General features: G+C 70.1%; 19 protein-coding genes. 3 read left to right on the plus strand and 16 right to left on the minus strand.

Features of this window, described 5'->3' with window-relative positions; translation table 11 throughout:
* Positions 1-20: 20 nt before the first annotated feature.
* Entirely contained in the window at positions 21-818 is a 798-nt protein-coding gene (locus AC0L5F_RS06425) for a purine-nucleoside phosphorylase (protein WP_473315792.1), read from the plus strand.
* Between the two features lie 248 nt (positions 819-1066).
* Positions 1067-2713 (plus strand): phospho-sugar mutase, encoded by a 1647-nt coding sequence (locus tag AC0L5F_RS06430; protein ID WP_473315793.1) that lies wholly within the window; start codon positions 1067-1069, stop codon positions 2711-2713.
* 114 nt (positions 2714-2827) lie between these two features.
* On the opposite strand, the gene AC0L5F_RS06435 is transcribed toward AC0L5F_RS06430, so the two are convergent.
* Positions 2828-5578: an ExeM/NucH family extracellular endonuclease gene (locus tag AC0L5F_RS06435; protein WP_473315794.1), complete on the minus strand. Its 2751-nt coding sequence runs from the start codon at positions 5576-5578 to the stop codon at positions 2828-2830.
* Entirely contained in the window at positions 5575-7845 is a 2271-nt protein-coding gene (locus tag AC0L5F_RS06440; protein ID WP_473315795.1) for a 5'-nucleotidase C-terminal domain-containing protein, read from the minus strand. The genes AC0L5F_RS06435 and AC0L5F_RS06440 overlap by 4 nt, the downstream gene beginning before the upstream one ends.
* A 157-nt stretch (positions 7846-8002) precedes the next feature.
* Here AC0L5F_RS06440 and AC0L5F_RS06445 point away from each other — a divergent pair, with 157 nt between their 5' ends.
* The gene (locus AC0L5F_RS06445; protein WP_473315796.1) at positions 8003-8593 is read left to right on the plus strand and encodes a uridine kinase family protein; all 591 of its coding nucleotides are present in this window, start codon (positions 8003-8005) and stop codon (positions 8591-8593) included.
* Here AC0L5F_RS06445 and AC0L5F_RS06450 read toward each other — a convergent pair.
* The 14 genes from AC0L5F_RS06450 to AC0L5F_RS06515 all read right to left on the minus strand — a co-directional run bounded on the left by AC0L5F_RS06450 (position 8583) and on the right by AC0L5F_RS06515 (position 21554).
* Entirely contained in the window at positions 8583-9449 is an 867-nt protein-coding gene (locus AC0L5F_RS06450) for an adenosine deaminase (protein ID WP_473315797.1), read from the minus strand. The two genes, AC0L5F_RS06445 and AC0L5F_RS06450, sit on opposite strands and share 11 nt — an antisense overlap.
* Positions 9449-9670, minus strand: coding sequence for a hypothetical protein (locus AC0L5F_RS06455; protein ID WP_473315798.1), 222 nt, complete (start codon positions 9668-9670; stop codon positions 9449-9451). Before AC0L5F_RS06455 ends, AC0L5F_RS06450 begins: the two co-directional genes overlap by 1 nt.
* Positions 9671-9713: 43 nt before the next feature.
* Positions 9714-10169: a MaoC family dehydratase gene (locus tag AC0L5F_RS06460; protein ID WP_473315799.1), complete on the minus strand. Its 456-nt coding sequence runs from the start codon at positions 10167-10169 to the stop codon at positions 9714-9716.
* A 37-nt stretch (positions 10170-10206) separates the two neighbouring features.
* Complete coding sequence (locus AC0L5F_RS06465; RefSeq protein ID WP_473315800.1) at positions 10207-11505, minus strand: thymidine phosphorylase; 1299 nt, start codon at positions 11503-11505, stop codon at positions 10207-10209.
* Positions 11502-12677, minus strand: a complete 1176-nt coding sequence (locus AC0L5F_RS06470) for a cytochrome P450 (RefSeq protein ID WP_473315801.1) — start codon at positions 12675-12677, stop codon at positions 11502-11504. The genes AC0L5F_RS06465 and AC0L5F_RS06470 overlap by 4 nt, the downstream gene beginning before the upstream one ends.
* Positions 12677-13090, minus strand: a complete 414-nt coding sequence (locus tag AC0L5F_RS06475; RefSeq protein ID WP_473315802.1) for a cytidine deaminase — start codon at positions 13088-13090, stop codon at positions 12677-12679. The genes AC0L5F_RS06470 and AC0L5F_RS06475 overlap by 1 nt, the downstream gene beginning before the upstream one ends.
* On the minus strand, positions 13087-14295 hold the full coding sequence (locus AC0L5F_RS06480) for an ABC transporter permease (protein WP_473315803.1): 1209 nt from the start codon (positions 14293-14295) through the stop codon (positions 13087-13089). Before AC0L5F_RS06480 ends, AC0L5F_RS06475 begins: the two co-directional genes overlap by 4 nt.
* A complete protein-coding gene (locus AC0L5F_RS06485; RefSeq protein WP_473315804.1) occupies positions 14292-15392 on the minus strand; it encodes an ABC transporter permease in 1101 nt (366 codons plus the stop codon). The genes AC0L5F_RS06480 and AC0L5F_RS06485 overlap by 4 nt, the downstream gene beginning before the upstream one ends.
* Positions 15389-16900 (minus strand): ABC transporter ATP-binding protein, encoded by a 1512-nt coding sequence (locus AC0L5F_RS06490; RefSeq protein ID WP_473315805.1) that lies wholly within the window; start codon positions 16898-16900, stop codon positions 15389-15391. The genes AC0L5F_RS06485 and AC0L5F_RS06490 overlap by 4 nt, the downstream gene beginning before the upstream one ends.
* Before the next feature lie 98 nt (positions 16901-16998).
* Positions 16999-18084, minus strand: a complete 1086-nt coding sequence (locus AC0L5F_RS06495) for a BMP family lipoprotein (RefSeq protein WP_473315806.1) — start codon at positions 18082-18084, stop codon at positions 16999-17001.
* Between the two features lie 138 nt (positions 18085-18222).
* Positions 18223-19404: an amidohydrolase gene (locus tag AC0L5F_RS06500; RefSeq protein ID WP_473315807.1), complete on the minus strand. Its 1182-nt coding sequence runs from the start codon at positions 19402-19404 to the stop codon at positions 18223-18225.
* A gap of 9 nt (positions 19405-19413) precedes the next feature.
* Positions 19414-19842 (minus strand): SRPBCC family protein, encoded by a 429-nt coding sequence (locus tag AC0L5F_RS06505; protein WP_473315808.1) that lies wholly within the window; start codon positions 19840-19842, stop codon positions 19414-19416.
* Between the two features lie 9 nt (positions 19843-19851).
* Positions 19852-21135: an MFS transporter gene (locus AC0L5F_RS06510; RefSeq protein ID WP_473315809.1), complete on the minus strand. Its 1284-nt coding sequence runs from the start codon at positions 21133-21135 to the stop codon at positions 19852-19854.
* Positions 21132-21554, minus strand: a complete 423-nt coding sequence (locus tag AC0L5F_RS06515; RefSeq protein WP_473315810.1) for a MarR family winged helix-turn-helix transcriptional regulator — start codon at positions 21552-21554, stop codon at positions 21132-21134. Before AC0L5F_RS06515 ends, AC0L5F_RS06510 begins: the two co-directional genes overlap by 4 nt.
* Positions 21555-21565 lie beyond the last annotated feature (11 nt).

Here is a 21565-nt window from a genome sequence, read left to right on the forward strand (position 1 = left end):
GCGCCCGTAGAGTACGGCGGGTGGACACCACTGCAGCAGCACACGAGGCCGCCGACGCGTTGCGCGCGGCCGTCGGCCAGCCCGACGCCACCTGGGACGTCGCGCTCGTCATGGGATCGGGCTGGCTGCCCGCCGCCGACGTCCTCGGCACCCCCGAGCACGAGATCCCGCTGGGCGATCTGCCCGGGTTCAGCGCACCGTCCGTCGCCGGACACGGCGGCACGTTGCGGTCGCTGCGCGTCGGCGACGAGCGCGTGCTGGTGTTCCTCGGACGCACCCACTACTACGAGGGCAAGGGCGTCGCCGCCGTCGTGCACGGCGTGCGCACCGCTGCCGCCGCCGGCGTCTCCACGCTGGTCCTCACCAACGGCTGCGGTGGGCTCAACCCCGCGTGGAGTCCGGGCACGCCGGTGCTGATCAAGGACCACATCAACATGACCATGCAGACCCCGCTGGTCGGGCCGACCTTCATCGACCTCACCGACCTGTACGCCCAGCGCCTGCGCGACCTGTGCCGCGAGGTCGACCCCAGCCTCGACGAGGGCGTCTACATGCAGCTGACCGGCCCGCAGTACGAGACGCCGGCCGAGATCGGGATGATCCGCGCACTCGGTGGCGATCTCGTCGGCATGTCGACGGCGCTGGAGGCGATCGCGGCCCGCGAGGCCGGCCTGGAGATCCTCGGGCTGTCCCTGGTCACCAACGCGGCCGCCGGCATGACCGGCGAGCCGCTGAACCACGAAGAGGTGCTCGAGGCCGGCAAGGCCGCCGCCGCGCGCATGGGCGCCCTGCTCAGCGACGTCATCCCGAGGGTGTGACGAGCGCCAGCGAGGAGATCACCCGAGCGCCAGCGCAGCGTGAGTCCCGCGCGCCGAAGGCGCCCGGACGCGAGGCGAGGGTGTGACGAGCGCCAGCGAGGAGATCACCCGAGCGCCAGCGCAGCGTGAGTCCCACGCGCCGAAGGCGCCCGGACGCGAGGCGAGGGTGTGACGAGCGCCAGCGAGGAGATCACCCGAGCGCCAGCGCAGCGTGAGTCCCACGCGCCTGAACCCCCTATCGTGAAGCCATGGACCACCAGCAGCTGATCGAGCGCGCCCAGAGCTGGCTCTCGCAGGATCCCGACCCCGTCACCCGGGCCGAGCTGCAGGCCCTGATCGACAGCGTCGAGCAGGGGGGCGACTCCACCGAGCTGGCCGACCGCTTCTCCGGCCGCCTGCAGTTCGGCACCGCCGGCCTGCGCGGCGCCCTGGGCGCCGGCCCGCAGCGCATGAACCGGGTGATCGTCGCGCAGGCGGCCGCCGGGCTCGGCGCCTACCTGCGCGAGCACGAGGCTTCTCCGTCGGTGGTGATCGGGTACGACGCCCGCCACAACTCCGACGTGTTCGCCCGCGACACCGCCGAGATCATGCAGGGCCTGGGCGTCACCGCCCACCTGCTGCCCACCCATCTGCCCACCCCGGTGCTGGCCTTCGCGATCCGCCACCTCGGGTGCAGCGCCGGCGTGATGGTCACGGCCTCGCACAACCCGCCCGAGGACAACGGCTACAAGGTCTACCTGGCCGACTCCAGCCAGATCGTCCCGCCGGCTGACTCGGACATCTCAGCGGCGATCGACGCCGTCGGGCGGGTCGACCAGATGCCCCGGTCGACCGAGTTCGTGACGCTGGGCGACGACGTCGCGGCGGCCTACGTCGCGGCGGCCGCCGCGATCGTCGAGGACGGCCCACGCGATCTGGTGGCGGTCTACACCCCGATGCACGGCGTCGGCCGCGACACCCTCGTCGAGGTCGTCGCCCGCGCCGGCTTCCCGGCCCTGCACACCGTTGCCGAGCAGGGCGACCCCGATCCCGACTTCCCCACCGTGGCGTTCCCCAACCCGGAGGAACCGGGTGCGATGGACCTGGCGCTCAAGCTGGCATCGGGGGTGGCGGCCGACATCATCGTCGCCAACGATCCGGACGCCGATCGGTGCGCCGTGGGCGTGCGCGACGGTGTCGGTCTCGGGGAGGCCTACCGGATGCTGACCGGCGACCAGGTGGGAGCCTTGCTGGCCGACTTCTGGCTGCATCGCGGAGTCGGCGGCACGTACGCCGCCTCGATCGTGTCGTCGGACCTGATGGGCCGCCAGGCCGCCGCCCACGGACAGCCGTGGAAGCAGACGCTCACCGGCTTCAAGTGGATCGGCAAGATCGACGATCTGGCGTTCGGCTACGAGGAGGCGCTGGGCTACTGCGTCAGTCCGCACATCGCTCGGGACAAGGACGGGGTCACCGCGATCCTGGCCGTCCTCGAGATGGCAGCGGCCCTCAAGGCCGACGGCCGCACCCTCCTGGACCGCCTCGACGACATCTACCGCGAGCACGGCCTGCACGCCACCGGCCAGCTGTCGGTGCGCGTCGACGACCTGTCGATCATCGCCACGGCGATGCAGACCCTGCGCACATCTCCCCCGACCGAGCTGGGCGGCCTTGCCGTCGAGACGGTGGACGACCTCGCCGACGGCTACCAGGGCCTGCCGCCCACCGATGGCATCCGGCTGGGCCTCGAGGGCAGCACGCGGATCATCTGCCGACCGTCTGGCACCGAGCCCAAGCTCAAGTGCTACCTCGAGGTGGTGCGCACCGTCGACGGCTCGATGGACGAGACCCGGCGCGAGGCGGCGGCGACGCTCGAGGCCATCAAGACCGACCTCGCCACCGCCCTCGGCCTCTGAGGTCCCACCTCCGGGCCATCGAGTGGCGCACTGTGACCCGCGAGTGGCGCAGTTCTGCGCGATTCTGGTCCAGAATCGCGCAGAACTGCGCCACTCGCGGGGCTTGGGTGCGGGTCAGCGCGTCGTGCGGTACACCCCGACGCCGGGGCGCACCGTGCGGTCGCCGCTGTAGATGAGCGTCAGGGTGCGGTGGGGGCGCACCCCACCGAACAACCGGACCTCGGCCGTGCCGTCGCGCACGGTGGCGACCCCGACCGGGAACCAGCGATCCAGCACGAGGACCGTGCCGCCGTCGGCGGCGAAGTCCCCACCCGTGACCGACACACTGATCGAGCGCTTGGTCTGACCGGTCACCGAGATGCGGGTGGGCCCGAGCTGCGGGTCCTTGTCGGCCGTGGCGTCGAAGCCGACGATGGCCGGGTCGTGGTCGCTGGCCCGGAACGGGCCCGGCGCGTACAGGTCGACGATGTTGTTGCGGTACCGGCTGTACTCGCGACCGATCGACTCGTCGGCGTTGATGTCCCAGATGTCCGCGCCCGTGACCCGGTCGGCGGCGGCCGACGTGGCGAACACGTGGTCCAGCGAGCCGAGCAGGCCGCCGAACTGGTACGTGGTCTTGTCGGTGAACTGCGCCGGCACGTTGACGAAGCCCGCGTCGGTCAGGACCTTGATCGGGTCCTCCTGGCTGTAGGCGTTGAAGTCGCCGGTCAGGAACAACCGGTCGGTGCCGGCAGCCGCCTGCTGCTCACCTGCGAACGACACCAGCTCGGTGGCCTGGGCGACGCGCGAGGCGTTGGACGCGCCCTGTCCGTCGCCCTGGTCGGCGTCTGCACCACTGCCGGAACCCTTGGACTTGAAGTGGTTGACGATGACCACGAAGTCGTCGCCCTCGTCACCTCCGGCCGGACGGAACTCCTGCGCCAACGGCTGCCGGGCGTTCGAGAAGGCGGGGTCGTCGTCGATGACCGAGTCACCGATCGGGTCGACCGTGCCCACGCGGTAGATGAACGCCGTGCGGATGACGTCCTCGACCGCCGGGACCGCCGACGGCGACGCCACCGCGGCCCACACCGTGCGGCCCGCCGCGTCGTTCAACGCGTCGACCAGGGTGTTGAGCGCCGTGTCGCGATCCATGCCGAAGGCGGCCGAGTTCTCGATCTCCTCCAGCGACACCACGTCGGCGCCGATCGTGTTGATGGCCGCGACGATCTTGGCCTGCTGACGCGCCAGGTTGGCCGCGTCGGCCGCTCCGCGCGGTCCGTCGGGGTTGCACCGGTTGACGGTGACCCGCTCGCCGAGGCGGTCGGTGTAGTACGAGCAGGTGCCGAGGTTGTTGGACTCGAACAGCTCACCGGTGAGGGTGAAGTAGTTCAGCACGTTGAACGAGGCGATCTTGACGTCTCCGCCCACGTCCTCGGGCTGGGCCTTGCGGGTGCTGCCGATCGTGATCGGCTCGTCCGCGCCCGCGAGCAGCTGCTCGGTGGGCTGCAGCTTCCAGAGGCTGAACCGGTAGTCCAGCACCATCGGATCCACGACCGTGACCGGCGCCCCGGCGCGCACCTCGCTGTCCGGTGTCAGCCACGGGACCGGCTCGTCCTTGGCGGCCCGCGTGTAGTCCGCGCTGGAGCCGTCGTCGACGGTGACGAGACGCCGCGCGTTCTCGGCCACCACCGCGTCGTACTCCGACGACCCCGGGCGAGCGACGTCGGTGGGCTGCGGGAGCCCGGTGTCGCCGGAGGCGAGACCGATCTCGCCGAAGGTGTTGGTGGCGAAGTTGTTGGTGATGGTGAAGGCGTTGTCCGGCTTCACCAGCATGCCCTCGAGGCTCTCGCGCTCGGCCTCGCCCATCGGGAAGGACACGACCGCCGGCTTGACCGCCTCGGCGGGCTCGTCGAGCACCGACCAGCCGTCTGCCGCCGGGGTGATCTCGGTGAGTCCGAAGTACTCCGACACGGTGCCGGTGACCTCGACGAGGTCACCGATCTGCACACCTGCCGCCAGCGCCTGGGAGAACACGAAGATCCCGTCGGACGCCTGGTGATCACCGAGGTCTCCCCCGGTGCCGGCGGTCTGGATGTACGCGCCGTCGAACCCACCGGTGGGGTACGCCGCGGTGACGACGCCGCGCGTGGTGACCGTGCGGTCGACCAACGGGCTGGTGTCGCCGGTGCCCTGGATCTCGGCGATGGTGGCCGTGACCGGCGGCTCGGGCGGCGTGACGATGCCGCCCTCGCACGCTGCGCCGCAGGCCTGCGGCGACGGGTCGCCACCGGTGAAGTCGGCCGCGTTGTCGTCGGTGTCGACACCGTCGGTGCGGTTCAGCGACGACGTGACCGAGTACGCGCGGGGCGCGGGAGCGCTGCCCTCGTACGTCACCGAGGCGCCGTACCCGAGCAGGTCGACCAGGTCGTCGTCGGCCAGCACGGAGGCCCGGTCGCCGGTGAGCTTGGCGGTGCTGCGGCTCAGGGCCAGGGTGCCGCCGTTGTTGTTGCCCGAGAACGCGACCGAGGACGAGACGTCCGGGGTGGGCAGCGCGGCTCCGTTGGACGAGTTGGCATTGCCGCTGACCAGCAGCGTCTGTCCGGCCGGGATGTGGTGCTCACCGAGATCGATCACGCTGCTGAAGTCGCCGGTGGAGCTGTAGGAGCGGTACTGCACCGACCAGCCCGAGACGTCGACGTCCTCGTCCGTGGGGTTGTGCACCTCGACGAACTTGTTCAGGTAGGTCGCTCCCGAGCTGCCACCGTTGAGGTAGGCCTCGCTGATGACCAGGCCGTCGCCCGCCGGGGCGGCCTGCGCCGGGGCGGCCGCGAGGACTCCCCCGGTCAGGACCGCAGCGACGAGGACTCCGCCGAGGCGCTTCATCGGAGCCATCCGAAGCGCTTGAAGACGTACACGGTGACCGTGGTGCTGACCGGCGCGTACGTGTCGTCACCGGCGTAGCTGACCGTAAGAGTGTGCTTGCCCGGCGCGAGCTCACGCGTGTCGGCGCTGACGATCGCTGCCCCTCGGCGCAGCGTGCCGGAACCGAGCCGCGTGTCACCCTCGGACACCGTCACCGTGCCGGAGGCGGTCCCCTTCGATCCGGTCAGTCGGACGCCGACCAGGTTGCGGCTACCCTCCGGGATCACCGGGAACGCCACCGCCTTGATCTTCGCCGTCGCGCCGGCCGACTCGATGTCGATCGGCAGCAGCGCGGTGGTGCCGGACGGAGCGGCCTCGATCTGGATGGTGGCCGCACCGGACGCGTCGGCGGGCAGCGTGGCGTTCACGGTGGCCGCACCGTCGGCGACGTCGAAGGTGCCGAGCGACGACTCCTGGTCGCCCTGGACGAGGAACGCCTCGACGCTGGTGTTGGCCGGGCTGCCCAGCGAGGTCAGGTCCAGCTGCGGGAGCGTGAACGAGACGTCGTCACCGGCGGTGTAGCCGGTCTGCAGGCCCTCGACCTGCACGGCGTGGCGGGCGAAGTCCGGTGAGACCGGGCTGTTGTCGCGGAGGTGGTCGATCCAGACCTCGTAGTCGAGCAGGCCCGTGTCGACCGCTGTGCCCTCGGTGAAGGCCCGGAAGTTGTCGCCGCCCGAGGCCAGGAACGACGGGACCGCGACCTTGTAGGTGGCGGCGGGGTCGATCTCGTCGCCGTCGACGCGCAGCGAGGTGATGCGGTCACCCTCGTCGCGCGTGGGATCGAACGTGTAGGCGACGTTGCTCGAGGTGCCGAGCTGCAGGTACGGACGCGTGGGAACGTTGCCGGCGGCGTCGCGCTGCCACTGCTGCTCGAAGACCTTCTTCAGCTGGGCGCCGGTCAGGGACACCGAGCTGAGGTTGTTGGTGAACGGCAGCACCGAGTTGGCCTCGGCGAAGGTGACCACGCCGTCGGTGTTGGTGCCACCGGTGCCCGCGTACAGCAGGTCGGCTCGCAGGCCACCGGGGTTCACGACCGAGAGGTCGGCACCCGCCGGGGTGTCGGCGACCCCCGCCAGCTGGGCGTCGGCGACCAGGTTGCCGATCGTCGACTCCTTGGAGCGGTCGTCGCGCACCCCGCCCGCGAAGGCCGTGGTGATGTCCGCGGTCTGCTCGGCCACGGGCTGGTTGCCCTTCTGCGCGGCGAAGGCGAGCGCGGCGTCGACGATCGTCTTGACCTGAGCGACGCGCGAGAACGCCGCAATCAGGGTGCCGTCGTCGGCCGTGCTGCGGGCGACGTTGCGCTGCGTGTACGACTGGACGTCGCCGGTGTCGGCATCGACGGTGAGCTGGATGTTGCCGACGTTGGCGCCGTAGCTGCCGGTCTGGATGATCGGCCGGGTGCGTCCGGGCTCACCGGGGATCGGTGCGTCGAAGGTGTACGCCTGGTGCGTGTGACCCATGAAGATCGCGTCGACCTCGGGATCGGTCTGCTCGGCGATCTTGGTGAACACCGCGCTGTGGACGAGGTTCTGCTCGTAGGACTGGGTGCCGTCGGGCGCTCCCTCGTGGATGGAGGCGACGATCACCTCGGGCGGCGTGGGCAGCGCCTCGAGCTCGTCGACGGCGTCGTTGATGGCGTCGGTGGGGTCGGTGAAGGTCAGGCCGGCGATGCCCGACGGACTGACCAGCGAGGGCGTCTCCTGCGTGAGCGCTCCGACGACGGCCACGGACACGCCGTTGACGTCGAAGATCTTGTACGGGTCGAGCAGGCGGTCGCCGTCGGCCTCGAACACGTTGGCGGCGAGGAACGGGAAGTCGGCCGCGTCGCTGAGGCGACCGGTCAGGTCGTCGGCGCCCTTGTCGAACTCGTGGTTGCCCGCGGCCGACGCGTCGAGCGCCAGCGCGTTCAGCACGTCGATGGTCGGGATGTCCTGCTGCACCGAGGAGGCGAACAGCGAGGCGCCGACGTTGTCACCGGCCGAGATCAGCAGCGAGTTCTCGGAGCCGCCATCGGCGCGGATCTGCTCGACGGTGCCCGCGAACTTCACGGTGTTGGCGTCGATGCGACCGTGGAAGTCGTTGATGCCGATCAGGTTGAGCGTGACGTCGTCCGCGGCCTGGGCGGGCGAGGCGACGAGAGCGGTGGCGCCGATCGCGGTGCCCACGAGGACGGCCGCGGCGCGCCTCAGGATCGGGCGTCGGACGACGGGAGAGGGCAGGACTGGCACAGGTGTTCCTTCCGGACGGCGATGTTCTCGGTCCGGACCCCCCGAACCACATCAACGTGACCACACCACCGTGTCACCGCGAGTTAGTCAACCTCAGAGCCGCTCGAGCAGGTGACCGTTGGGTGAACTCTTGCCGGTCGAGCACTACTCTCGTTCGGTGGTCGGACCTGCTGGAGACGTGCCCCCGGGAGTCGTCATCGTGGCCGGGCCCTCGGGTGCGGGCAAGTCCCACCTCGCGCAGGTCCTCGGCTGGCCGGTGCTCCGGCTCGACGACTTCTACCGCGACGGCGACGACCCCGGCCTCCCGCGCTCGAGCCTGGGCATCGTCGACTGGGACGATCCGCGGTCGTGGGACGCAGCCGCGGCGATCGAGGCGATCCGCACGCTGTGCGCCACCGGGTCGGCCGACGTGCCGGTCTACGACCTCGCCACGAGCCGAGCCACCGGCACCCACCGCATCACCGTCGCCGGCCCCTTCATCGCGGAGGGGTTGTTCGCGCCGGTGATCGTCGACGGCTGCCGCGAGGCGGGCGTCCTGAGTCGCGCCATCTGTCTGCGTCGTCATCGGGTGGCCACCTTCCTGCTGCGCCTGGCCCGCGACCTGCGCGAGGGACGCAAGCCGCCGTGGGTGCTGCTGCGCCGCGGGTGGCGCCTGCTGCGCGACGAGCCGCGCGTCGTGGCCGACGCCGTGGCGCACGGGTGCGAGCCGATGTCGCCGCGCGAGGCGCGGCGACTCCTCAGCCGCTGAGCGCCGCGTAGCCGGGCTTGATCACGTCGTTGATGATCGCGAGGCGCTCGTCGAACCGCAGGAAGGCGCTCTTCATGGCGTTGATCGTGAACCACTGCAGGTCGCCGAGGTCGTAGCCGAACGCGTCGACCAGCAGCTGCATCTCGCGGGTCATCGACGTGCCGCTCATCAGCCGGTTGTCGCAGTTGACGGTGACCCGGAAGCCGAGGTCCTTCAGCGGACCGATGGGGTGGTCGGCGATCGAGGTCATGCCGTGCACGGCGTTGGTCTGCAGGTTCGACGAGGGGCACATCTCCAGCGGGATGCGGCAGTCGCGGATGTACGCGGCGAGGTCGCCGAGCACCGGTCCCCCCGGCGCCTCGAAGTCGATGTCGTCGACGATGCGCACCCCGTGGCCGAGGCGCTCGGCGCCACACCGCTGGATGGCCTGCCAGATCGACGGCAACCCGAACGCCTCGCCGGCGTGGATCGTGAAGTGCGCGTTGTTCTCGCGCAGGTACTCGAACGCCTGCAGGTGCAGGATCGGCGGGAAGCCGTCCTCCGCACCGGCGATGTCGAAGCCGGCCACACCGCGGTCGCGGTACTCGACGGCGATCTCGGCGACCTCGAGCCCACGCATGGCGTGACGCATCGCGGTCAGCAGCTGGCCCACGACGATCGGGTGGCCCAGCCCTTCGACCTCGGCCCGCCCCTCCTCGATGCCGCGCTGGACGGCCTCGACCGCCTCACGCATCGACAGCCCGGCCCCCAGGTGCTGCTCGGGAGCCCACCGCAGCTCGATGTACACGCAGCCGTCGACGGCGAGGTCGACGACCGCCTCGCGGGCGACGCGGCTCAGGTCCTCCGGTCGCTGCATCACCGCGACCGTGTGCACGAACGTCTCGAGGTAGCGGGGCAGCGAACCCAGCTCGACGCCTCCTCGAACCACGCGCCGAGCGCCTCGGCACCCTCGGCCGGCAGCTCGTGGCCGATCTCGGCGGCGATCTCGGCGATCGTCGCCGGGCGAAGACCGCCGTCGAGGTGCTCGTGGAGCGCGACCTTGGGTGCGCGCAGGATCTGGTCAGCGGTGGGGGTCACGGGTTCATCGTGGCACGCCGGCCGGGCCGGGCGGAGGACCCGGTCAGGACGACATCAGCAGCGTGACCGTCTCGGCCACGCACGCGGGCTTGTCCTCGCCCTTGATCTCGACGGTGTGCTGCAACGTGACCTGCTGGCCACGGTCGAGATCCTTGACGTCGAGCACCTGGACGCGGACCCGCACCTTGGAGCCCACGGCGACAGGCGTCACGAACCGCACCTTGTTCAGGCCGTAGTTCACGCGCGCGACGTCGCCGGCGAACGCGAACACCTGGGCCCCGAGGCCCGGGAGCATCGACAGCGTCAGGTAGCCGTGAGCGATGGTGCTGCCGAACGGACCGTCCGCCGCTCGCTCGGGATCGATGTGGATCCACTGGCGGTCGCCGGTGGCGTCGGCGAACAGGTCGATCCGCTCCTGGCTGATGCCCACCCACTCGCTGACGCCCAGCTCGTCGCCGGCAGCCGCCGCGATCTCGTCCCGGTCGTTCAGGATCCGCATGTTTCTCCCACTGATGTCTGGCCCACTGGTGTCTGGCTCAGGTCGTGCTGTCTCGGGCCACCCGGCCCATGACGACCGAGGGTGCAGGCGCAGCCTGCGCCCCGATGTCGTACCCGCCGGCCAGCGCCTCAATCGCGCGGTCGAACCGCTCTGGGGTGTCGGTGTGCAGCGTCAGCAGGGGTTCTCCTGCACGGACGTCGTCACCGGGCTTGGCGTGCATGACGACACCGGCGGCGGCCTGCACGGCCTCACCGGGGCGGGATCGGCCCGCTCCCAGGCGCCACGCTGCCACACCGACGGCCATCGCGTCGAGTCGGGTCAGCACGCCGTCGGCGTCGGCGACGACGTCGTGCGTCTCCCGGGCGACGGGCAGTGCCGCCTCGGGATCACCGCCCTGGGCACGGATCATCGCGTTCCAGGTGTCCATCGCCCGCCCGGACGCCAGCACGTCGGCCGGGTCGACGTCGTCGCGTCCGGCACCGGCCAGCATCTCGCGCGCCAGGGCGATCGTCAGCTCGACGACGTCGGCCGGGCCGCCGCCGGCGAGCACCTCGACGGACTCGGCGATCTCGCAGGCGTTGCCGGCCGTCAGACCCAGCGGGGTGGACATGTCGGTGAGCAGCGCGACCGTGTGCACCCCGGCGTCCGTGCCGAGCGCCACCATGGTCTCGGCGAGCTCGCGCGCCTGGGTCTGGTCCTTCATGAAGGCCCCGGTGCCGCACTTGACGTCCAGCACGAGCGCTCCGGTGCCCTCGGCGATCTTCTTGCTCATGATCGAGCTGGCGATCAGGGGGATCGCCTCGACGGTGCCCGTGACGTCGCGCAGCGCGTAGAGCTTCTTGTCGGCCGGAGCCAGCCCGGTGCCGGCCGCGCAGATCACCGCACCGACCTCCTCGAGCTGCGCCATCATCTCGGCGTTGCTCAGCGACGCGCGCCAGCCGGGGATGGCCTCGAGCTTGTCCAACGTGCCGCCGGTGTGGCCGAGGCCGCGACCAGACAGCTGCGGGACCGCCACGCCGCACGCAGCGACCAGGGGTGCGAGCGGCAGCGTGATCTTGTCGCCGACGCCTCCGGTGGAGTGCTTGTCCGCGGTCGGGCGCGACAGCCGGGAGAAGTCCATGCGCTCACCGCTGGCGATCATCGCCGCGGTCCACCGGGAGATCTCACGCCGGTCCATGCCGTTGAGCAGGATCGCCATGGCCAGCGCCGACATCTGCTCGTCGGCGACCACCCCACGCGTGTAGGCGTCGACGACCCAGTCGATCTGCGGATCGGTGAGCTCGTGGCGGTCGCGCTTGGCCGCGATCACCTCGACGGCGTCGAACGGTTCGGTCATGAGGCCTCCAGGTGGATCTGTTCGAAGCCGCGCAGCACCCAGGTGGGGCGGCGGGGGGCGTCACCGACCAGGCGGAGCTGCGGGAAGCGGTCGAGCAGGGCCGCGATGCTGATCTGCAGCTCGAGGCGGGCCAGTGGCGCGCCGAGGCAGAAGTGACGGCCCATGCCGAAGCCGACGTGCGGGTTGGGGTCACGGCCGACGTCGAGCCGGTCGGCGCCGTGAGGTCCCGCGCCACCGAACACGGACTCGTCCCGGTTGGCCGAACCCATGAGGCAGGCCACGGTCTGCCCCGCCGAGACCCGGGTGCCGAGGATCTCCGCGTCAGCGGTGGCCGTGCGCTCGAACAGCTGCAGCGGCGCGTCGAAGCGGATCAGCTCCTCCAGCGCCGTCTCGACCGACACGTCGCCCGAGGTGATGCGCTCGAGCTGGTCGGGGGCCGACACGAGCGCATGGATGCCGTTGCCGAAGGTGTTGACCGACGCCTCGTGCCCGGCATTGAGCAGCAGCACCACCGAGGCGGTCAGCTCGTCGTCGGTCAGCCCCTCACCGGCCTCGCGGGCAGCGATCAGATCGGTGATGAGGTCGTCGCCGGGATGGTCGCGGCGGTGCTCGACGACGCCACGCACGTACTCGGCGAAGTCCTCGGACGCGGCCACCGCGGCCGCGCGCGTGGCCTCGGAGACGTCGGGTTCGTACATGTGCACGATCGCCTGCGACCAGGCCCGCAACGACTGGTGGTCCGCACGCGGCACGCCGAGCAGGTCGGCGATGACGTAGACGGGCATCGGCTCGGCGTACTCGCCGAGCACGTCGAACCGCTCTTCCAGGTCGGCGACCATCTCGGCCGCCAGCGCCTCGATGCGCGGCCGCATCCGTTCCACGTGACCGCGACTGAAGGCCGACGAGACCAGGGTGCGCAACCTCCGGTGGCTCTGACCCTCGTTCTCCATCATCTGGTTGCGGTGCAGGGTGTTGAACGGCTCCATCTCGTCGCGAGGATCGAGATCGGTCCACAGCCGACCGAACGACCGGTGCCGCAGCACCTGGCTGACGGCGTCGTGGGTCGTGGCCAACCAGCCGTCTCCGTGCGCCACCAACGGAGCCTGGGCACGCAGCGCGGCGAGCGTCGGGTACGGGTCGGAGACGAATTCCGGATCAGTGAGGTCGAGCATCACGTGAGGTCGTCGGCCCCGAAGGCGTCCGGCAGCACCTCGGACATCGGCAGCACACCGCGCGGCGTCATCAGCTGCATGTCGGGGCCACCGTTCTCCCACAGCAGCTGCCGGCACCGCCCGCAGGGCATCAGCGACTCGCCCTTGGCGTTCACGCAGACGACGGCCCGCAGCCGGCCACCACCGGTGGAGTGCAGCGCCGAGACCATGCCGCACTCGGCGCACAGCGCCACGCCGTAGGCCGCGTTCTCGACGTTGCAGCCCAGCACGACCCGTCCGTCGTCGACCAGCCCGGCCACGCCGACCTTGAAGTTCGAGTACGGGGCGTACGCGCGCCCCATCACCTCGGTGGCGTAGCGGCGCAGCGCGTCCCAGTCGACCGGCGCGTCCGGTCCGGTGATGCCGAGGCTCATCCGGCCGACCCCCGCCGGTACGGTTTCCCGTCGGCCGCCGGCATGCGTAGTCGTTGGGCGCCGAGCGCCAGCACGAACAGGGTCGTCACGTACGGGGTCATGCTGGTGAACTCGCGCGGCACGGTGTCAGTCAGCAGGAACCACAGCAAGATGGCGGCACCGGGGACGGCGACGGCGATGGCTCCGCGGGTCTGCTTGCGGTACAGCCGCCACGCGGCGAACAGCAGCAGGCCGAGCGCGACGAGCAGCAGCAGGGCGTGCACCGACTGGGCGTTGCGCAGGCGCAACGAGTCGGTGTAGCCGAACGTGAGGGCACCGGCGAGCAGTCCGCCGGGTCGCCAGTTGCCGAAGATCATCGCCGCGAGGCCGATGTAGCCGCGGCCGCCGGTCTGCCCCGTGCTGAAGCCGCTGGAGGAGACCAGTGCGAGGAACCCACCACCGAGCCCGGCGAGCGCACCCGAGATCAGCACGGCGACGTACTTGTAGAGGTAGACGTTGATGCCGAGGGTCTCGGCGGCCTGCGGGTTCTCGCCGCACGACCGCAGCCGCAGCCCGAACGACGATCGCCACAGCACGACGGCCGACACGACCACCAGGGCGAAGGTCAGCAGGCTGAATGTGGAGATGTCGGTGGTGAGCGCCTCGACGAACGACCCGATGTCGGACACCACGAACCAGTGGCGGTCGCCCAGGGCGCCGGCCGCGTCGGAGATGCCGGGGACGGTGATGTTGAGCGGACCCTCGAGGCCGTTGAGCTGTCGGGGGCCACCGCCGTCGTAGTCGGGGAAGATCGCCTCCGCCAGGTAGATCGCGACACCCGCGCCGATCAGGTTGATCGCCACACCGGAGACGATGTGGTCGACGCCGAACGTGACGGTCGCGATGGCGTGCAGCAGACCGCCGATCAGGCCCAGCAGCGCCGCTCCGAGGATGCCGACGTACGGACCGAAGTGGTAGGTGAAGAACGCTGCTCCCCAGGTACCGAGGATCATCTGACCCTCGAGACCGATGTTGACCACGCCGGCGCGCTCGGCCCACAGTCCGCCGAGAGCGGCCAGCAGGATCGGGCAGGTGGCGATGATCGCGGCGCGGATCGTCCCGCTGCTGGTGAGGGAGTTCGTGTCGGTGATGATCCGCACGAACGACACCAGGGCGATGGCACCGAGCGCGACGTAGAACCAACGGCTCCGCAGCTGCGCGATCATGCGACCGCCTCCTGCGGGGCCGCAGCCGGTGGCGCCGCGGCCGAGCCCTGCTCCAGGCTGGCGCGCCAGCGACGGACCACCTCGTAGGCGATGACCACCGAGATCACGGCCACGCCCTGGGTGATCTGCACGATGCTCGGTGCGACGTCGGTGCTGAAGGTCAAGGTGTTGGACTGCGCCGACAAGAAGGCGAACAGCACGGCGCCGAACAACATGCCGACGGGGCGGTTGCGCCCCAGCAATGCCACCGCGATGCCGGTGAAGCCCAGTCCTGACTGGAACGAGGTGGTGAGACCGAAGTTGCGGGCTCCGCCGAACAGCTCGGGCATCCAGATCAGGCCGGCCACGGCACCGGACAGCAGCATCGAGATGAGGATCATGCGCTTGGGGTTGATGCCGCTGGCCCGCGCGGCCGTCTCGGACTGCCCGCTGGCGCGCAGGTCGAAGCCGAAGCGCGTCTTGTTGAGCATGATCCAGAACCCGATGCCGACGAGCACGGCCAGGATGACCAGCGCCCAGATCTGGCCGGACTGCTTGTCGTACGGCGTGAAGCCGGTCAGCTTGCTGCTGTCGGGCAGGTTCGTGGTGTGCACCGAGTTGCCCTCGCTGACGCCGTACTTGTTCTGCAGGTAGCCCACCAGGAAGATCGCGATCGAGTTGAGCATGATCGTGGAGATGACCTCGCTGACGCCGCGCGTGGTCTTGAGGATGCCCGCGATCCCGGCCCAGGCAGCACCGACGACCATGGCGATGATGATGGCGACCGCGACGTTCAGGAAGCCGCCGAGGTACGCGGCGCCGGCGAACGAGGCCGCCGCGAACGCCGCGATCGTGTACTGACCCTCCAGACCGATGTTGAACAGACCCATGCGGAATCCGATGGCCGCGGCCACGGCCGCGATGTAGATCATGGCGCTCTGGTTGATCACGTTGACCCGGATGCGGGGCAGCGGGTTGCTGAACATGGCGGACCAGAAGTCGCCCGGCGAGCTGCCGACCGCGGCGATGACGATGGTGGTCACGACCACGCTGACCACGATGGCCAGCACGGGCGCGAGGAGGGCCAGACCGATGGAGCGGACGTTGAGCTGCTTCATGCCGCCTCACCTCCGGTCATGGCGGTGCCGAGGTCCTTGGGCGTGACGGACGCGGGGTCGAACTCCCCGACGATCCGCCCGCGCAGGATGACCTGGATGGTGTCGGACAGGCCGATCAGCTCGTCCAGGTCGGCCGAGATCAGCAGGACCGCCAGGCCGGCGCGGCGGGCCTGCTTGATGTGGTCCCAGATCGCGGCCTGGGCGCCGACGTCGACACCACGCGTGGGGTGCGATGCCACGAGCAGCACCGGCTCGCCGCTCATCTCACGGCCGACGATCAGCTTCTGCTGGTTGCCGCCGGACAACGCACGGGACGGAGTGTCGATGCTCGGCGTGCGCACGTCGTAGTCGCGCACGATGCGCTCGGTGTCCTGGCGCGCCCCACGTCGGTTGATCCAGGGACCCGACGCGTTGGGCGCCTCGGTCTGATGGCCCAGGATGCGGTTCTCCCACAGCGGGGAGTCCAGGAGGAGGCCGTGCCGGTGCCGGTCCTCGGGGATGTATCCGATACCGGCCTCGCGGCGTCGCCGCGTGTGCCACCGGGTCACGTCCTCGGTGCCGAGCAGGATGCGACCCGAGCTCGGGATCTGCATGCCCATGATCGTCTCGACCAGCTCGGACTGGCCGTTGCCCTCGACGCCGGCCAGACCCAGCACCTCGCCGCGTCGGATCTGCAGCGACACGTCGGTGAGCAGGTTGCGCCCGAACTCGTCGGTCAACGTCACGTCCTCGAGCGTGAGCTGGACGACGTCGGTGACGGTCGACTCCTCGGTGGCCGGCGACGGCAGCTCCGAGCCGACCATCAGCTCGGCGAGATCCTGCTTGGTGGCCGTCGCCGGGTCGGCGGTGCCGACGGTGGTGCCGCGGCGCATGACGGTGATGTCGTCGGCGATGTCGAGCACCTCGTCGAGCTTGTGCGAGATGAACAGCACCGACTTGCCGGCGTCCTTGAGCTCACGCAGGTTTCCGAACAGGGCGTCGACCTCCTGCGGGACCAGCACCGCCGTGGGCTCGTCGAGGATGATGATGTTGGCGCCGCGGTACAGCACCTTGGCGATCTCGAGTCGCTGCCGGGCGGCGACCCCGAGCTTCTCGACCAGGTCGTCCGGGTCGAGGTCGAAGCCGAACCGGTCCGAGATGGTGCGGATCTCGGCGCGCGCCGCGTCGCCGATGCCGTGCAGCTTCTCGGCGCCCAGCACCATGTTCTCCAGCACCGTGAGGTTGTCGGCGAGCATGAAGTGCTGGAACACCATCCCGACGCCGGCGTCGATCGCGTCGGTGGGTGACTTCAGCGTGAGCGTGCGACCGTCGATCGTGATGGTGCCGTCGTCGGGCTTCTGCACCCCGTACAGGATCTTCATCAGGGTCGACTTGCCGGCGCCGTTCTCGCCGATCAGGGCGTGCACGGTGCCCGACCGGATGGTGACGTCGACATCGTGATTGGCGATCACGCCGGGGAATCGCTTGCCGATTCCGCGCAGCTGGACCGCGTCCACCTCAGGCGCCACGAAACTCTCCTCTGACGTAGACGAACCTGGGCTGCACGCTACAGCGCGCGCCCAGGTTCGTCTCCAGGTATTGCTGACCAGATGCTGGTACCGACCCGCTACGGCTTGGTCGGGACCTTGATCTCACCACTGATGATCTTGGCCTTGTAGCCATCGATGTCCGGCACGAGGGAGTCGATGAAGCCACCCGACGTCGAGTAGCCGACGCCGTCCTTGGCCAGGTCGTAGGTGGTGTAGCCGACCAGCGGCGAACCGGCGTCGACCGACTTGGTGAAGTCGTACGTCGCGGTGTCGACGCGCTTGAGCATCGACGTCAGGATGTGCGGCTTCTGGTCGGCGGTGGCCGTCAGGTACTGGTCGGAGTCGACGCCGATGGCCCACTTGCCGTCACCGGCCTCGACGGCTGCGTCGAAGACGCCCGATCCGGAGCCGCCCGCTGCGTGGTAGACCACGTCGGCGCCCTTGTCGAACTCACCGGTGGCAGCAGCCTTGCCGCCGGCCGGGTCACCGAATCCGGCGAGGTCGGACTCCTGGATGTAGGCGACCTCGACCTTGATGTCGGGCTTGGCGGCCTTCGCTCCGGCGGTGTAGCCGGCCTGGAACTTCTGGATCAGCTCGTTGTTGACGCCACCGACGAAGCCGACGGTGCCGGTCTTGCTGGTCTCGGCGGCGGCGACGCCCACCAGGAACGAGCCCTGCTCCTCGGCGAAGCCGAGGTAGGCGACGTTGTCGTTGGCCTTGTCGTCGGGATCGAAGCCGTCGATCACGGCGAAGTTGATGTCCGGGAAGTCCGGCGCGACGGCGTTGACGGCCTCGCTGTAGGCGAACCCGACGCCGATGATGGCGGTCGATCCGGCCTCGGCCATGTTGCGCAGACGGTCCTCACGAGCCGACTCGGCCTCGCCGTCGGTGGCCTCGCCCTCGACGCAGGTGGCGTCGAAGTCGGCGACGGCCTTCTCGAGGCCGGCGTAGGCGGAGTCGTTGAACGACTGGTCGCCACGTCCACCGACGTCGTACGCCAGACCGATCTTGGGGCCGCTGCCCTTGGCCGTCTTGCAGACGTCCTTGCTGGCGGCGTCGGATCCGCTGCTGTCGTTGGAGCTGCTGCTACCGCTGCTGCCACAGGCCGACAGCGTCAGCACGGTGGCCGCGGCGACGGCGGAGAGCGTGGTCAATCGACGCAAAATTCCTCCTCGAATGGGGGCCGGTTTTCCGGCACGCGACGACCCTAGCCGCGCAACCCGTCCAGGGGGAGGGCGTTGCGACGTTTGGCAGCGCCCGTCACCGATTTGTAACGTACGACGCCACCAGGCGGACCGGACTCAGCCGATCGCGGCCGTGGCGAGCACGCGAGCACCGATCGCGATGGCTCGCTCGTCGACCCGGAAGTTGCCCTGGTGCAGGTCGTAGGTGGGACCGTCCGGGGTGCGCGTGCCGAGGCGCCCCATGGCTCCGGGGACCGACGCGACGTACCAGGCGAAGTCCTCGCCACCGAGGCTCTGGGACGTGCCTGCCACTCCCCCGGCACCGACGGACTCCGCGACCGCCCGGCGCAGGATCTCGGTGGCGGCGAAGTCGTTGACGACCGGCGGCACGCCGCGCACGTACGTGATGTCGGCGCTGACGCCGAACGGTTCGACGATGTCGGCGATCAGGCCCCGCACCAGGTGCTCGGCCTGGTGCCACGCGGCGGCGTCGAGCATGCGCAGCGTGCCGCTGAGCTCACCGGTGGAGGGGATGACGTTGGCAGCCCTCCCGGCTCGCACCTGGCCCCAGACCATGCTGGCGCCGGCGCGAGGATCGAAGCGCCGGGACAGGACGGCGGGCAGCTGGGTGATCAGACTGCCCAGCGCGTAGGTGAGGTCCTCGGTCAGGTGCGGGCGGGACGTGTGACCTCCGCGCCCGGTGAGAGCCACGTGGATGCGGTCGGCCGCAGCCGTGATGGGTCCCTCGCGCAGGCCCACCTGACCGACGTCGAGCGACGGGTCGCAGTGCAGCGCGAAGATCTGCGAGACCCCGGTCAGCACGCCCTCGGACACCAGCTTGAGGGCACCGCCGGGCATGACCTCCTCGGCAGGCTGGAAGACCAGGCGCACGCGTCGGGGCAGCGCATGGGTGCGGTGGGTCTCGGCCAGCGCCACCGCGGCTCCGACCAGCGACGAGACGTGCACGTCGTGTCCACAGGCGTGCGCGACGCCCGGGATGCTGGACCGCCAGGGATCCTGCGAGGTGTCGTCGACCGGGAGGGCGTCCAGGTCGGCCCGCAACGCCACGATGGGACCCTCCGACGGGCCGATCTCCGCCATCAGACCGGTGCCCTCGAACCGCTGGTACTCCACGCCGATCTTGTCCATCCACGTGGCCACGAGGTCGGTCGTGCGCTCCTCGGTCCACGACAGCTCGGGGAACGCGTGCAGCGCACGGCGCAGCTCGATCAGGTCGGGGGTGACGACCTCGATGGAGTGGGCGAGCGACTCCGACAGCGCCGACGCGGATGGGGGCATCCACCCAGTTTACGACTCCAGGGCGTTGCGGATGTCCTCGATGGTCTCGTCGGCGAGGTCCGACAGCTTGGGCTTGACGACCAGGGGCGCCACGAGCTTGACGACGCCGTGGAACGTGAAGTCGGCGCGGTAGTGGATCTGGGTGCGGTCGCCGTCACGGGTGAACGTCATCGAGTCCGTCGCCGTGGCCGTCTTGTTGCGTCCGCGGCACGAGAAGAACGTCGGCCGGTCGTAGCCGATGGTCTCGTAGTCCAGCTCGACCTCCCGCCCGACGAACTGCGACCGGTTCCTGTACGTCGTGCCGAGTCCGCCGTCGCCGCCGGTGCGCGTCGTCTCGACCGTGCCCGGGTCCCACTCGTTGGTGTTCTCGAAGTCGCTGAGGTAGTCGAAGACCTCGTCGATGGGCCGGTTGACGATGAACGTGCGCTCCACATGCATGTCGTCAGGCTAACGGGGTTGTGGCACGGTGGCGCGCGCAACGGATCCGCGGCGACGGCGCTCGCGCAGGCGCGCCATGGCGGCGGAGTCCTGCCGCGTGAACCAGATGGCGCACCCGAGGATTCCGGCACCGGCCAGCAGCCCGCTGAGCACGAGGGCGAACCGCGGTCCGAACAGCTCGGCGATCCACCCGATGAACGGCGCCCCCATCGGCGTGCTCCCGAGGAAGACCATCAGGTAGAGCGCCGCGACCCGGCCACGCATCGAGGGAGCCGACGTCAGCTGGATCAGGGCGTTGGCGGTGGTGACCGTGGTCAGGACGGTGAGCCCGATGAGGGGCATGACGAAGGCGTAAGCCACGTAGGAGGGCATCAGGCCCGAGGTCACCTGGACCACGCAGAAGGCCAGTCCAGCGCCGACGACGAACCTCAGACGCGGACGGGGACGTCGGGCGGCCAGCAGCGACCCGGCCAGCGAGCCGATCGCGACGAAGGACCCGAGGATGCCGAACTCCCCCGCCCCTCGTCCGAAGACCTGGGTCGCCATCAGGGCCGTGGTGATCTGGAAGTTCAGCCCGAAGGCGCCGAGGAAGAACACGCAGCCGAACAGGAGCAGCAGGTCGGGACGGCTGCGCACGTACGCGATGCCCTCGCGCACGGCTCCGCGGCCACGTCGGTTCGGCTCCGACCTCTGCAGCAACGACGGGTCGAGCAGGCGGAGCGCGAGCAGCACGAAGCCGTAGCTGATCGCGTTGCCGAGGATCACGTAACCGGTCGCCTCCACTCCCGACCCGAGAGCGGCGATCATCAGACCGGCGACGGCCGGTCCGACCAGACGACCGGAGTTGAAGGAGGCCGAGTTCAGCGCAACGGCGTTGCTCAGGTGCTCCGAGCCGACCATCTCGGCGACGAACGACTGACGGGCGGGCGCTTCGAACGCCCGGGCGGTGCCGAAGCAGAACGCCAGCACGTACACCTGCCAGAGCTGGACGTGTCCGGTGATGGCGAGGACTCCCAGCACTCCGGACGGCACGGCCATGCCGACCTGCAGCCAGCTCATCATCGTGCGCTTGGAGAATCGGTCGGCCAGGACGCCCGCGACCGGCGAGAACAAAAGTGACGGCAGCATCTGCAGCGCGACGGCGAAGCCGACCGCAGATCCGCTGTCGGTCAGCTGCAGCACCAACCACGTCTGGGCGGTGTTCTGCAGCCAGGTGCCGACGTTGGACAGCAGCGCGCCTCCCGAGTAGACCCGGAAGTTGCGGACCTGCAGCGCACTGAACGTGGTGCTCATGCCTCGGCCAGCTGCTGGAGGATCGCCGCGGCCTCGACGAGGGTCGACCGTTGTGCTGCCGTCAGGTCGTCGAGGCGCGCGGCCAGCCACTCGTCGCGTCGAGTCCGCTCCTCGGCCAGGATCTTCTCGCCGACCTGCGAGATCGACACCAGCACCTGGCGACCGTCGTCGGGATGCGGTTCACGCGTGACGAGGCCTGCGTCGACGAGGGCGTTGAGCATCCGGGTCAGCGTCGGTGGCTGCACCCGCTCGTGGGCCGCGACCGCGCTCGGGGTGGCCGGTCCGAGGGTGCGCACCGTGCCGAGCACCGACAGCTGCGAGGGCGTGAGGTCGCTGTTGCGCTCCTGGCGCAGGCGGCGGTTGAGCCGAGCGACCGACACGGCGAGCTCGTGCGCGTGGGAGTGGTCAGGACGAGCCATATCGTGAGCAT

Source organism: Aeromicrobium sp. 10G20-16, from assembly GCF_055809665.1.